General features: G+C 38.5%; 14 protein-coding genes. 3 read left to right on the top strand and 11 right to left on the bottom strand.

Features of this window, described 5'->3' with window-relative positions:
- Nucleotides 1-6: 6 nt before the first annotated feature.
- The 10 genes from CYJ36_RS03195 to CYJ36_RS03150 all read right to left on the bottom strand — a co-directional run bounded on the left by CYJ36_RS03195 (nucleotide 7) and on the right by CYJ36_RS03150 (nucleotide 9,800).
- Nucleotides 7-501, bottom strand: a complete 495-nt coding sequence (locus CYJ36_RS03195; protein WP_219621060.1) for a hypothetical protein — start codon at nucleotides 499-501, stop codon at nucleotides 7-9.
- 5 nt (nucleotides 502-506) lie between these two features.
- Complete coding sequence (locus CYJ36_RS03190; RefSeq protein WP_101564715.1) at nucleotides 507-980, bottom strand: hypothetical protein; 474 nt, start codon at nucleotides 978-980, stop codon at nucleotides 507-509.
- Between the two features lie 71 nt (nucleotides 981-1,051).
- Nucleotides 1,052-1,837, bottom strand: coding sequence for an SDR family oxidoreductase (locus CYJ36_RS03185; protein ID WP_101564713.1), 786 nt, complete (start codon nucleotides 1,835-1,837; stop codon nucleotides 1,052-1,054).
- Nucleotides 1,838-1,985: 148 nt separating this feature from the next.
- A complete protein-coding gene (gene splB, locus CYJ36_RS03180; protein ID WP_101564711.1) occupies nucleotides 1,986-3,014 on the bottom strand; it encodes a spore photoproduct lyase in 1,029 nt (342 codons plus the stop codon).
- 267 nt (nucleotides 3,015-3,281) lie between these two features.
- The gene (locus tag CYJ36_RS03175; RefSeq protein ID WP_101564709.1) at nucleotides 3,282-3,524 is read right to left on the bottom strand and encodes a transcriptional regulator SplA domain-containing protein; all 243 of its coding nucleotides are present in this window, start codon (nucleotides 3,522-3,524) and stop codon (nucleotides 3,282-3,284) included.
- Nucleotides 3,525-3,643: 119 nt separating this feature from the next.
- Complete coding sequence (gene ptsP, locus CYJ36_RS03170) at nucleotides 3,644-5,359, bottom strand: phosphoenolpyruvate--protein phosphotransferase (RefSeq protein ID WP_101564707.1); 1,716 nt, start codon at nucleotides 5,357-5,359, stop codon at nucleotides 3,644-3,646.
- Nucleotides 5,359-5,625 carry a phosphocarrier protein HPr gene (locus CYJ36_RS03165; protein WP_101564705.1) on the bottom strand — a complete coding sequence of 89 codons (267 nt, stop codon included), beginning with the start codon at nucleotides 5,623-5,625 and terminating at the stop codon, nucleotides 5,359-5,361. Before CYJ36_RS03165 ends, ptsP begins: the two co-directional genes overlap by 1 nt.
- A 98-nt stretch (nucleotides 5,626-5,723) precedes the next feature.
- The gene (gene ptsG / locus CYJ36_RS03160) at nucleotides 5,724-7,823 is read right to left on the bottom strand and encodes a glucose-specific PTS transporter subunit IIBC (protein WP_101564703.1); all 2,100 of its coding nucleotides are present in this window, start codon (nucleotides 7,821-7,823) and stop codon (nucleotides 5,724-5,726) included.
- Nucleotides 7,824-8,048: 225 nt separating this feature from the next.
- Nucleotides 8,049-8,891, bottom strand: coding sequence for a glucose PTS transporter transcription antiterminator GlcT (gene glcT, locus CYJ36_RS03155; RefSeq protein ID WP_101564701.1), 843 nt, complete (start codon nucleotides 8,889-8,891; stop codon nucleotides 8,049-8,051).
- 519 nt (nucleotides 8,892-9,410) lie between these two features.
- On the bottom strand, nucleotides 9,411-9,800 hold the full coding sequence (locus CYJ36_RS03150) for a DUF6843 domain-containing protein (protein ID WP_101564699.1): 390 nt from the start codon (nucleotides 9,798-9,800) through the stop codon (nucleotides 9,411-9,413).
- 137 nt (nucleotides 9,801-9,937) lie between these two features.
- Between CYJ36_RS03150 and CYJ36_RS03145 the strand changes: the two genes are divergently transcribed.
- Nucleotides 9,938-10,357, top strand: a complete 420-nt coding sequence (locus CYJ36_RS03145; RefSeq protein WP_101564697.1) for a hypothetical protein — start codon at nucleotides 9,938-9,940, stop codon at nucleotides 10,355-10,357.
- Between the two features lie 284 nt (nucleotides 10,358-10,641).
- Nucleotides 10,642-11,451, top strand: a complete 810-nt coding sequence (locus CYJ36_RS03140) for a Cof-type HAD-IIB family hydrolase (RefSeq protein ID WP_101564695.1) — start codon at nucleotides 10,642-10,644, stop codon at nucleotides 11,449-11,451.
- Nucleotides 11,452-11,514: 63 nt separating this feature from the next.
- On the opposite strand, the gene CYJ36_RS03135 is transcribed toward CYJ36_RS03140, so the two are convergent.
- Nucleotides 11,515-13,911, bottom strand: a complete 2,397-nt coding sequence (locus tag CYJ36_RS03135) for a putative bifunctional diguanylate cyclase/phosphodiesterase (RefSeq protein ID WP_257962401.1) — start codon at nucleotides 13,909-13,911, stop codon at nucleotides 11,515-11,517.
- Between the two features lie 165 nt (nucleotides 13,912-14,076).
- Here CYJ36_RS03135 and CYJ36_RS23515 point away from each other — a divergent pair, with 165 nt between their 5' ends.
- Nucleotides 14,077-14,217 (top strand): hypothetical protein, encoded by a 141-nt coding sequence (locus tag CYJ36_RS23515; RefSeq protein ID WP_180850038.1) that lies wholly within the window; start codon nucleotides 14,077-14,079, stop codon nucleotides 14,215-14,217.
- Nucleotides 14,218-14,281: the final 64 nt, after the last annotated feature.

Here is a 14,281-nt window from a genome sequence, read left to right as displayed (position 1 = left end):
AAAAAGTCACGATATAATGGAAGACTTTTCTTTTAGCTTATCATATTCTTTCATTACAATATAAAAAAATATGAGAAAGAAGGTTTGAATGAATAAATAAACCGGAAAGGAATATTGCATTCTGTACCCCTTGCTGAAATCAAATATGCCGACAATGACAGCTATCCATTCGTAAAAAACAGAAAATATGGACCAGAGTACAATATACCCGATTGTAAGAATTCCCCTTATTCTCCAATGCTGATAGAGATAGAGAAAAAAGTAACCAGAAAAACCATACATACTGTAATAAATAAAATCCCAAAATTCAAAATGAGGTGAATCATTCACGTCATAAATGTCATATGGCGAAATGGCTAAAATATGATCTGCTGTCAGTCCTATAAATGCGCTGAAGGTGAAAATCAGCACTGTAATTGCAGCAGGGAATTTTTGCGGCAGCTTCACTGAAATCAGAAATGCCGTAAGTAGTGTACATACTATATATAATTCATTTATCATGTCCTTCAACGCATCATAATCCCCTTTTTCAAAATTGGGCGGTACAGGTGAAGGGCAAGGACTCCTGTAAGGTAGAGCAAACATGAATGCAGGACTGGAATCAGCCATCTGTTTTCCATGTAATTCATGATATGAAAATAAGAACATAGCTCTTCTATTGCAACGATTAAGACAAATGAGAAAAGCAGCAAAAGCAATTCAGATGTCAATTTCTTCAGCCTGTTATGTCCATTCACGATAATCAGAAAAAGAAGCGGGATGATGATGATTCTCTGTAAAGTTATAACCGTTTTTGCCGTCGGTGTTTCCATTGCTTTTGCCCATCCCAAGTTATCAGTAATTATTGAACAGAAAATGTTATTTACTATCGAGATCAACATAAAGACAAAAATAGCTTCTAATGGATTTACCTGTTTACTTGAATACACAAAAATATGAATTGCCAGCCATATTAAAATCACAGCGAATACGATCGCCATAAATTTGCCACCCTCGTATTAAGATTCTTAGGTTAGTTTTCTTCTGACCGGCGATTAATATTCTCTTTGATTTAAACGGATTTGACCATTCCTCCATCAACAAGATGTGTTTGTCCTGTTATATAGCTATTCACATCAGAAAGCAGAAAAAGAACGTACGATGCAAATTCTGAAGGCTTTCCATATCTCCCGACTGGGATCGCCCGCTTCGCATTTTCTTCCACTTCACTTATGCTGATTCCATGTTTTTCAGCAGCTGAGCGGTCTAACTGTGCGACTCTGTCAGTTGAAATTCTGCCTGGTGCCACCGTATTTATCAAAATTTGATATGGTGCTAATTCTGACGATAGCGTTTTTGTCAGACCGACTATTCCTAAACGGAATGTATTGGATAGGATTAAGCCTGGTATTGGTTCTTTAACAGATGAAGAAGCAATATTTACGATTTTCCCGCCTTTTCCCCTCATGTGCGGGATAACAGATCGAATCAGACGAACATGACTTAATAGATTTAACTCAAATGAATTTTGCCAATCCTCATCACTCATTTGCTCGAATGTTCCTGAGGGCGGCCCGCCGGCATTGTTGACGAGCAAATCGATTGTGCCAAATCTCTTCGCAGTTTCCTCTGCTAAATTTTGAATATCATCTGCTTTTGTTAAATCGCATGCTTTGTATTCAATCAATCCGCTGCCCAATTTCGTCAGCCCTTCTTTTACTTCATGCAGTTTCTCAGGATTTCTGCTTGTTATCATGACATGTGCGCCTTCTCTCACAAGCGCCTCGGCTATAGCTAATCCTAAGCCCTGGCTTGATGCAGCCACTAATGCGACCTTGCCTTTTAATCCAAGTTCCATTGCAAACATCCTCCTTTATTCTTCTCTTATTATAGTAACAGGGATAGGTTCATTGTTCTAAAAATAAATATCAGAATAAATAAAAAACAAGGGGAGATCCCTTGTTTTTTGATTATTGTTTGCATGCAATTCAAAAGCAAGGAAGAACCTAAGTGAAGTATTCGATTTTTGCATTCGGAAAGAATTCATCTATATATGTTTCTAAAGTTTCTCTTAAATCTGCTTCTTCATCCTTTTGATAAATATATTTGCCGATTCCATACCTTCCCCACTTGTATCTTCGGTCATCTTCATTCATCTCAAGCTTTGTTTTGGGATAATTTTTACTAATGACACGCTTAGCCGGTTTCGTAAAACGATGCTGAATCATTTCAAATGTAATGTCACCACGTGCATCTTCCGGTAAAAGCTCGTCAAGTTTTGAAAATAAATGATAATATCCCTCCTGCCAACCGTCGTGAATATAGATAGGTGCGACTATAAATCCAAGCGGATAACCTGCGCCAGCCACTTTAACTGCTGCTTCTAATCGTTTATCTAAAGGAGAGGTTCCCGGTTCAAAATTCTTAATGACATAGTCTGCATTTACGCTAAATCGAAAACGTGTTTTGCCTTTATGATCAGCATCAAGCAAGTGATCGACATGATGAAATTTTGTTACAAATCTTAACCGTCCCATCTCTGAGGTGCCAAAAAATTCGATTGCTCGTTTTAAAGAGTGGGTCAGATGATCAATTCCTACAATATCAGATGTACAGGAAGCTTCGAATCTTGTCATTTGCGGTGCTCGTTCATCCATGTATTCCTGTGCCTGCTGAAAGATTTCTTCTGTATTTACATACGTGCGGATATACGGCTTTGATCCCATTGTTGTTTGAAGATAGCAATAATGGCAGTGTCCCATGCAGCCTGTAGCAAGTGGAATTGCATATTCAGCAGACGGCTTTGAAGTATCAAATTTTAAGGTTTTGCGAACACCTACCACAAGTGTAGACTTTGCATTCCGGTATTGCTGGAGATGATTTTTGCCAGGAATATTCCGCACTTGATTATGGGAAGTCGTTTCTCTGATTTCAAGGCCCATTTTTTCAAATTTTTCTTTGAGCTGGACTCCAAGGGGATATTCAAGCGCTCTTGGTTCAATGTAGACGAGCTGCGGTACAAACGGCTTTACCATGCTTTCACTTCCTTTATTCAAAGCGGTATATCATTAACCTTTGTTACCTGAGCGCAACATATCCTTTTTAAAATTTTCCTTTCTATTACGGGTTTAAATTCAAATGTGTGATAAAATCCTCACGCTGAATTGATTTTTTGCTGCTGCTTAAGCTTCAAGATCAAGCCCTCGGTTTTACTATCACGCTGAGAGTATTTTTGAACCTGGTCCTAGCCTAGGGTTTTCTTTTTCATAAAAAAAACCCGCAGCACACCTGCTGCGGATCAGCTACTCATATTGTTCATAATCAAATAGCTTATTGTACATGACTTCTGCATCTGAATAAGTTGGAAAAATGGCGTCCTCTTCGTCTAATAAATGATAGGAATCATGGATGAATAAGGCTTTTTCCCCCGGATGATTCGGATGATCCACGATTTCAGCCTCCTGAATATTGGCTACATTAGCCGCATGCGGATTGCGGTAGATCACAAACACTTTGTCCCCTGAATTTACATCTTTTTTATCCACTTTCACATCACCCTTCTATTTGCCTAAGGTAATGTTAGTTTAGCCTTTTTACTAAATGTAATTCGGGCAAGCTCACACGAGAATGAAAAAAGGATCCGCATCTGCGAATCCTTTTTTTATTATAAATTAAACTTTTTTTGAACAAACTGAACGACTTCTTCTGTTGTGCTCATTGATAGAATTTCTTCTTTAAAGCTTGCTGCTTCTTCTTTTGAAAGATTTTTTATAAGTGAGCGTGCTGGGAGAATTGAAGTTGCGCTCATTGAAAACTCATCAAGGCCAAGGCCAAGAAGAATTGGAATCGCAAGCGGATCCCCAGCCATCTCTCCGCACATTCCTACCCATTTGCCTTCTTTGTGAGCTGCTTCAATGACTAGCGTCACAAGACGTAGAATGGCAGGATTATAAGGCTGATACAAATATGAAACACGCTCGTTCATACGGTCAGCAGCCATTGTATATTGAATCAGGTCATTTGTTCCGATGCTGAAGAAGTCAACATCTTTAGCAAATTGATCTGCAAGAACAGCAGTTGAAGGAATTTCAACCATCATTCCAATTTCAATGTTTTCTGAAACTTGCACACCTTCACCAACTAGCTTTTGCTTTTCTTCTAAAAGAATGGCTTTTGCTTGTCTGAATTCGTCCACTACAGCGATCATCGGGAACATCACCTTCAAGTTGCCGAATGTGCTTGCACGAAGCAATGCACGCAATTGAGTGCGGAAAATATCCTGTTCCTCCAAGCATAGACGAATCGCACGGAAACCAAGGAATGGATTCATTTCTTTCGGAAGATTCAAGTAAGGAAGCTCTTTGTCTCCGCCAATGTCAAGGGTGCGGACAACAACTGGCTTGCCTTCCATGCGCTCAAGCACAGCTTTGTATGCTTCGAACTGCTCTTCTTCTGTTGGAAGCTGGTCGCGGCCCATGTATAGGAATTCTGTACGGTATAGACCTACTGCTTCTCCGCCGTTCTCAAGAACGCCGCGAACATCGTCAGGCGTGCCGATATTTGCTGCAAGCTCAACGTGCTGACCGTCTTTCGTTACTGTTTCTTCATTAACAAGCTTCGCCCATTCCGCTTTTTGCAATTCGTATTGAGCTTTTTTCTTTTCAAAGCCTGCAATAACATCCTCAGAAGGATTTACAATAACATCTCCATCAATTCCATCAACGATGACGATGTCGCCATTTTTAATGTCAGATGTAGCTGTTTTCGTTCCTACTACAGCAGGGATTTCCATTGAACGTGCCATGATAGCTGAATGTGAAGTTCTGCCGCCGATATCAGTTGTAAAACCTAAAACATACTGACGGTTCAGCTGTGCTGTGTCAGAAGGTGTTAAATCTTCTGCAACGATGATTACTTCTTCAGAAATCATGCTCGGGTTAGGAATCTCAACGCCAAGCAAATGTCCAATGACACGTTTTGTTACGTCACGGATATCCGCTGCACGCTCTTTCATATATTCATTGTCCATAGACTCAAACATACTTACAAACATATCAGCTGTTTCTTTCATTGCAAATTCAGCATTTACTGCTTCACTGCTGATTTTATCTTTGACTGGATTCAGCAATTCAGGATCACTTAACACTAGGATATGGGCTTCAAAAATTTCAGCTTTGTCTGCGCCTAATTCTCTCAGCGCATGTTCTTTTATTTTATTAAGCTCAAGCTTTGACTTCTGGATGGCTTCATCAAAACGAAGTGTTTCAGCAGTTTTGTCTGCAACTTCTTTTTTTGATACTGTAAGATCTGGTTCTTCTAAGCGGTAGGCCTTTGCAATCGCGATCCCAGCTGAAGCTCCAATCCCTTTTAGTTCGAGCATTATTCGCCTAAACCTTCTTTTTTCATTGTATCTTCAAGAGCTGCGATTGCGTCATTCTCGTCTGAACCAGCTGCAGAAATCGTGATTTCTGAATCTTTAGCAATACCTAAAGACATAACACCCATGATTGATTTTAAGTTAACTGTTTTGCCGTTATATGCTAAGTTCACATCTGCATCAAATTTGCTTGCTGTTTGAACAAGCACCGTTGCTGGACGTGCATGAATTCCTGATTCTGCTGTTACTTTAAATGTTTTTTCTGCCATAATTAATCAATCTCCTTCTTATTTAAATAAACTTGTACACAATATCATATCATAACAGCCGCATCACATGAATGACAAGTGATTGACTTGTAAACCTTTTATTTTTCGATTGAAATAATGTGTTCTTCTCCAGCTTTCACTGTGCCGGATGCTTTAATCGTTACTGATTCACCTTCATTCAAATTCGTGAAGATAATCGGCGTCATAATTGATGGAGCATGTTGTTTTACAAAGTCAACGTTTACTTCAAGCAATTTTTGACCTTTTGTGACGATGTCACCCTCTTGAACAAATGCTTCAAAGCCTTCACCTTTCAAATTAACTGTATCAATTCCAACATGAATCAAAATCTCAGTGCCATTTTCAGATTCAAGCCCAATTGCATGCTTTGTAGGGAAGACGTTTAATATTTTTCCATTTACTGGAGAAACAATTGTGCCATCAACTGGAGTAATCGCAAATCCATCACCCATCATTTTTCCTGAGAAAACTTGATCAGGCACTTCAGTGATTGGATGAATATCACCTGTTAAAGGAGAAACAAATGAAAATTCACTTACTTCGTTTTTAAGAGGTCCTGCAACAACGTCCTCAACTTGCTCCTGTACTTCTTTTTCAGCTGAAACAGGTTTAGCCGGGCGAGGTGTTCTGCCTGACATCACATCTTGTATTTGCGTTTTCAAGTTATCCGATTTAGGACCGTAGATTGCCTGAATGTTGTTTCCAACTTCAAGGACCCCGGCTGCTCCTAAACGTTTTAAGCGGTTTTTATCGACTGCTTTCACATCATTAACTGTTACACGCAAACGAGTGATACATGCATCAAGATGCTTGATATTTTCACTTCCGCCTAAAGATTTAAGAATGTTGTATGGAAGATCTCCAGCACTTTCGCCTGCTTTATTATCTTCTGTTTCTGCCTCAGCATCCTCGCGTCCAGGTGTTTTAAGGTTGAACTTGCGGATCGCAAAGCGGAAACCGAAGTAATAAATTAGTGAGAATACTAAACCTACGGGAATAACAAGCCACCAGTCTGTTCTGTTTGGAAGGATACCGAACAGGAAGTAGTCAATGACCCCGCCAGAGAAAGTCATTCCGATTTTTACATCAAGCAATTGCATCGTCATGAAAGAAAGACCTGCAAAAACAGCATGGATCGCAAATAGAATTGGTGCTACGAATAAGAATGAGAATTCAAGCGGCTCTGTAATCCCCGTTAAGAATGATGTTAGAGCAGCAGAACCCATAATACCTGCTACAAACTTTTTGTTTTCAGGTTTAGCCTCATGGTAGATCGCAAGTGCAGCAGCCGGTAGACCGAACATCATGAATGGGAATTTACCTGTCATGAACGTACCTGCCGTTAATTCAGCGCCGTCTTTAATCTGAGCCATGAAGATCCTCTGATCTCCGCGCACAATTTCCCCAGCCTGAGTTGTATAGTTCCCAAACTCGTACCAGAAAGGAGAGTAGAAAATATGATGAAGACCAAAAGGAATTAATGAACGTTCAATTAAACCGAATATGAATGCTGCTAATGTTTTATTAGATTCAAGCAGCCCTGTCGAGAAGGCATTTAATCCGTTTTGAACCGGCGGCCAGATAAACAGCATGATTAAACCTAATACTACTGCAGAAACAGCCGTCATAATTGGAACGAAACGCTTTCCTGCAAAGAAACCTAAGTATTGGGGCAATTCAATTTTAAAGAATTTATTGTACATGTATGCCCCGAGAACCCCGACGATAATACCTCCAAAAACTCCGGTCTGCAAGGTCGGCATTCCAAGGACTCTCGCATATTCAGGATGAAGCTGCTGGAAGAATTGAGCAAGCTCTACAGCATCGCTCGGAATTTTCCCTGTTTGAAGCAGCACAGCACTCATTGTTGCATTCATAATTAAGTAACCGATGATCGCTGCAAGTCCTGCAACTCCATCTCCGTTAGCAAGGCCAATCGCTACACCTACAGCAAATAGGAGCGGCAAATTTGCAAAAACAATGTCCCCTGAGGATTCCATCACTTTTGCAACTAATTGAATAATATCATTTGTTAAAAACGGTAATTTAGCTGTAAGCTCAGGATTTTGCATAGCATTACCGAATGCAAGCAAAATACCTGCAGCAGGAAGAATAGCTACTGGAAGCATGAGAGCTTTACCAATTTTTTGGAGTACTCCAAATAAATTTTTAAACATGTGTATGACCTCCTTGTAAAATAGTTTGTGTCAGCAGCAAGCAAAAAAAACATGAAAGCAAATTACAAGCGTTTACATTTCAAACCGAAAAACGACAACAAAAAAAGCATGGTGCAACAAGGACGACCGCGCACTAAGGGTATATTCCCCTAAAGTTGCCGGTTATAACACGTACTTGTTCACTCATGCCTGATCGAATCAGTAACACGTAAGGTACTTTACTCATTAAGTTTTGTTTGTTAAACGGTATAAGTGCAATGTAAGATAAACAGCCTCAGCTTCATAGACTGGTTTTTTCAAAAATTGCTGCATTACTTTTATCATTTTCCAAGATGTATTGTAGCATAGCGGATATTCTTTTTTCAACAATAAAGTAAACTTTTCCGGTTCTTCTACTGTTTCACCTGAAAGAACCCTTTCAATGGTATACCTCAAGTGACGGACTAGGCGCAGATAATTGACACTTTCATGATTCACTTTTATTTTCATCGAGTCTTCAATGACGCCTACCAATTGATTAATCAGCTGGGAAAACTGGTTCACGTCTGATAAGGGCTTATTCGTAACAGCACTGTGGATATGTAAGGCTATAAAGCCGATTTCTCCTTCAGGCAGCTGAACTTCCAGACGATCATTAATCATATGAATAACTTCTTCGGCAATTGAATATTCATTCGGATAAAGCGTTTTTGTCTCAACAAGAAATGGATTTTTAATGTCCATCCCTTTTTGCAAACGCTTGATAGCAAACGTAATATGATCAATTAAAGCAATATGAATATGCTCATTTAAAGGAAGTTTTACACGATCTGCGATGAAATGAATAATATCACTGACAACCGCAATCATATCTTCATCAACAAATGGAAGGAGCATCTTAAACTGTTCCTGCTCTTTTTCATTTGTGAGCACAAACATTTTTTCATAAGAATTTTCTTCCATTGTATCCCCGCGCTTTTTGCCAAATCCTATTCCTTTGCCAATCAGTACAACTTCTTCAAATGTATTGTGTTCTGCTATGAGCACATTATTATTTAAAACCTTTTTTATAATAAAGGACTCCTCCACGAAATCCTCAGCTCCTTTTATCTCTCAATGATTCATATGGTACATAATAATGTGTATAAACGTCAACGAATTTTGTCAAAACATGTAGAATAAGCAGAAAAGCGGAACCGTCCGTTTAGCTCGGACAGGCAGAAAAGGATCTGACAGAAAAGTCCGGTTTTGACTTTACTGGCAGAGCCGTTCTGACCGAGGAGCTGGGCGGTGGAGCTGGACAATAGAAAAGCGGAACCGTCCGTTTAGCTCGGACAGGCAGAAAAGGATCTGACAGAAAAGTCCGGTTTTGACTTTACTGGCAGAGCCGTTCTGACCGAGGAGCTGGGCGGTGGAGCTGGACAATAGAAAAGCGGAACCGTCCGTTTAGCTCAGGCATGGCAGAAAAGGATCTGACAGAAAAGTCCGGTTTTGACTTTACTGGCAGAGCCGTTCTGACAAAGGAGCTGGGCGGTGGAGCTGGACAATAGAAAAGCGGAAAGTCCGTTTAGCTCAGGCATGGCAGAACCATAATTACAAGTTTAAGATTCATTTGTCCTCAGGTAAATATTCCGTGTTTTCAAACTGCTTTCTATCACCAACAAAGAAATGCGCATCCCCATCTTCTGCAGAATCATTTCCGCTTGATGCTCCATGAATCATCTTTTCCTGTGAAATTTCTGTTCGGTCGCCATTATCATTGATATAAAAATATTTATACGTGGCCCAGCCATCATGAACATCCTTTTCATTCACAGTGGCATGTCCTTTTTCGTCTACTGTATATTCACTCTTTGACTCTGCTTCCTTATCATTATGAACAGTAACCCAGCCGATGTATCCATGAGGTATTAAAAAGATTCTAGGGGAAGTTTGATCTTGCTGTTTACACCCAGTCAAACAAATAACAGCCATAAGTACGATTAGTACTTCTTTCAAAAGAACACCTCCGCTTTAAGATGATTATTTATTAGCATAGGCTCATTTTTTGGAAACTATCCTATTCATATAAGGATGAAATTTATACCAGAGCTGAATACAGAAGTATTGGGAAGAGTAACAGTGAGGTGTTCAAAATGAATATAAAAAAAATATTGTTGAGTTTTTTTATCATCTTGCTGATCCTCCCTGTATATGAAGGGAAAGCACAAACAAAAGAAGTCAAAGTCATAGATGTAGAAACTGGTGATGTGATAAAAACGGTCCCTTCTACAGCTTTCTTTACAAATGAATTAACAGCTGCGATTAAATCGATGAAAGGGATAACTGTAAAGGTTAATCCTTTACCTAAAAAAGGATACTTGATCTTAGTTCAGCCACAAACTTCATTGAAAGTGAAAAACAAATGGTTTGAAGGAATAGTATCTGAAGCAATGATTATTTACAGTAAAGAGGAACCGACCAGATTGATATTATTCACAGACGAAAATAAACCTTTGTTTTTTGAAGTTACCTATAATCCAAAAAACCTTGTTCAGGCACTTGGCATTCAATAATAGCAAAAATTTCATTAAAATTCAGGCTTCGTCCTATGATGACGGAGTCTAGTTTTATTTAGTCCTTTTCTTAAACATCGTTGCTTTTTAATCGTATATAGTGCATCCCAGACACGCTACTGACAGACTTTATACGATAAACAACAAACGTTGCGAACACATCCTTAATATAAAACCATGTTCATGATTGCACCTCTCTGATTCTATCCCTATAATTAGAGAAGTCAGGAATAATAATTGGATACAACGTTTAATTGCAACATTCATCAAGGAGGAATGCAGGAATGATAAAACTATTTGTAAGTGATCTTGATGGAACTTTGCTGAACATGGAAAAACAAGTTTCAGAACAGGATATTCTTGCTCTAAAACAGCTTAAGGAAAACAGAATTGATGTATGTTTAGCATCCGGAAGAATGGATATAGAAATTGGAGAGATCTTAAATATGGTTGGTGAACGCTATCACCGCATCAGCCAAAATGGTGCATTTATCAATACAAACAATGATGAATCACTTCATGCGTTAACATTTGAAGACGTAATTGCAAGGGAAGTCTATGAACAAGTCCGCTCCACAGACTTTATCACAATCATTGCGGATTACAGCAAAAATTATACCGAACGACGTGATGAAATCATCAAAAGCATTGAATCACGCATGTTTTCACCTATAGTAGAGAACATCGACTTAATTAGTTCTTTAGGACAATCAGTAAATGCTTCTAAAATTTCTGTTCTAGGCGAATACGAAGCCCTTGCTGAATTACAGCAAAAACTAATTGACAAGCACCCTGATACAATAGAAACATACATATCTGATAAACAGTGCCTCGACATTATGCCCAAAAACATCAGCAAGGGAAATGCATTAATGATGTTGATTGAACATCTTAACATTCAATCAGACGAGGTTGCTTGTATTGGTGATTCATTTAATGATATTCCAATGTTCAACATGACTCCTCACAGCTTTGCGATGGAAGAAGCACATCCTGATGTAAAAAAAGAAGCATCCTATGTTGCATCATCTGTACACGATGCCATAAAAAAGGTGCTGGAGATTAACTTCAGTCACCTTCAGAAAAAAGCTTAAAAGGGCGGATATCGCCCTTTTTATTTATTTACAATACAAACTCTGCTTATCATTAAAGTTCTGTCAATTAGACACGTGATTTCCTGTTAGATACATCTCCGTAAATTCTTCTGCAGGGATTGGCTTACCGCCTAAATAACCCTGAAATTCAAGACATCCAAGCTTTGCGAGCAATTCCTTTTGGATTTTCGTTTCTACTCCCTCAGCTATTACTTTTAAATTAAGATGGTTGGCCATTGAAATGATCATCGAGACAATCGCTTCGTTATCATTGTGCTGCTCCATATCCCTGATAAAAGACTGATCTATTTTTAAACGGTCAATGCTCAATTTATGCAAATAGCTGAGCGAGCTATAGCCGGTTCCGAAATCATCCATGCTGATCTCAATGCCCATTGTTCTCAGTTTTGATAATTTCATGTTGGCTTCCCGTTCATTATCCATCATAGCGGTCTCTGTTATTTCAATTTCAAGACTTGATGCACGTATCTGATAAGTCGTTAAAATATCGTCAATCGTCTTAACGAGATCCTCTTGATACAAGTGAAGGTGGGATATATTAATCGAAATTCTGCCAAAATGTAATTTTTCTTCTTCCCAAGCTCGAACCTGTCTGGCTACCACAGATAAAACGAATCGTTCTAATTCAAAGATCAAACCGCTCTCTTCTGCAATTGGAATAAATACGGCTGGAGAAATAAAGCCAAATTCATGATGTTTCCATCTGACCAATGCCTCTGCACCAATAACTGTAGAAAGATTCTCTTTGAATTTCGGCTGAAAATATACCGTTAACTCCTGATATTGAATGGCTTTTCGCAATTCATTTTCCAAATTGATTTTTTCAATTAGCTTGTCATTCATTTCAGGTTTATAAATTCCAAAACTATTAGATCCATTCATCTTCACATCATACATGGCAATATCTGCATATTTCATCAGCATTTCTTCATCCTGACTATGCAGCGGGTAGTTTGCAATCCCTATGCTTGTTGTTACGAGACAATCATTCTCTCGGATTTTCATTGGAAATCTGAAATGGTGTACGATATCATTTGCAATTTCACTCGCGATATGAATTTTTTCATTAAGCAAAATAATGCTGAATTCATCCCCTCCCAGCCTGGAAAGGATTGAATTCTCAGGAAGAATCGCTGACAGCCGTTCAGCAATTTTGACTAAAACAAGATCCCCGAAAGCATGCCCAAACAAATCATTCAGCCGTTTAAAACGGTCAAAATCTAGATTCATAATTGTAAATGGCTTTTTTTGGGCTTTTAGCTCTGATAGCTTTTGAACAAAAAAGCGCCGGTTTGAAATTCCAGTCAGCTCATCATGAAAAGCCAAATAGTTAATGCGATCCTGGGCTTTTTTACTTTCAGTAATATCTTTAACAACTCCGTAAATACCTTCAACACGATGATTAACCATTTGTCTGACTGCCGTTATCAAAACATCTCGTGTCTCTCCATGTTTTCTCCTGATCGCTACCGATAACTCATTTTCACTGAATTCCCCTTTTACGATTTCAGCAAAATAAATCAAAGCTTTTTTATGTTCAGAGTCATTTAATAATGTTAAAAAACTAAGTCCGATCAGTTCGTTTTCTTCCAGCTGTGTCAGCTCTTTTGCCACTTTGTTGACAGATGTAATTGTACCATTCAGATCAGTCGATATTACTCCATCAGGGCTGTGATGAAATAATGACCTGAAACGCTCTTCATTTTCAGTGATCTTCTCGGATTGTTCAATGATCATTGTTTGACTGTACAAATCCGGGATAAATGCGAGAATCATATTTAATGAAACTACAAAAAGAAATGGATAGAGATATTGATAGCCAAGTCCATCGATGAACTGAAAATCAAGTACAGAAGTCATGACTGTATATGGAATGCCAGCTAAGGAAATCCCTCCGATGATGCTACCGGCTGTACGATAAACTCTTGCCCTGCGATGGTTTAACAATCCATCTTCCAGAGCGATAAGCAATAATCTAAGTGCTGAAAAAGAGAAGGTTACTGAAAGGAAAAAAGCGAAAAGGACCAATAAAGGCTTAATTTCTATCGCATCATGAAATAAAATGGCATAGCCGATGAAATCAATCAAAATGATACCAATTGACATGCCAAACCCTGTGGCAAAATAAGACATTAAGGTCATCGATTGAATGCTGCTTGTTTTTATAGAAAAGTATGCTACTAAGCAGCAAAGGATATAATTTATCAGAAAGTAAAAGATAGGCTGGTTTAATGAAATTGGCAGATGAATGGATAGGATAGCAAGTGTGTGTGTCAGCCAAAACAATAATCCAAGAGCCATGCTTAATAGCAGCAATATGATCGATTGAGGGTGCAGAATCGCTTTTCTGATATAAATAGTTGTAAATATAGGTGTCAATTGATAGCTGATGACTGACAGTATAAGAACGAAAACAACTATTAAAAGATCTGCATTCATGTCAAACAAACAAATTCCCCCCTTATCTCTTATATCGAACAATTTTTGAAATATTAAAGGGAAATCTTCATTTTCTTTAAAAAATAAAAAACGTATGTTTAAAATTTCATCGTTTGATGCAAACTATGCAACGTAAGAGAATTTGTCGAAAAGGAGGAATGAATGATGAATAAGAACAACCAAAATAATGGTTCTCAGCAACAGCAAAGACAGCAGCAGCAAAATCAATCCCAGCAAAACCAACAGGCTGATACTGAATTTGCTCAAGAGATGAATCAGAAACAAGCAAATAAAAAACAAAGATAAGGTTTACATAAAGTAAGCTGAAAAAGACGGTTGTTTAACCGTCTTTTTGTTTTTGGGTGTTTAA

The organism is Bacillus sp. UMB0893, assembly GCF_002858905.1.
GTDB lineage: Bacteria > Bacillota > Bacilli > Bacillales > Bacillaceae > Bacillus_P.
The sequence above is the reverse complement of the archived record's forward strand: the minus strand, read 5'-3'. Positions and strand labels throughout refer to the sequence as shown.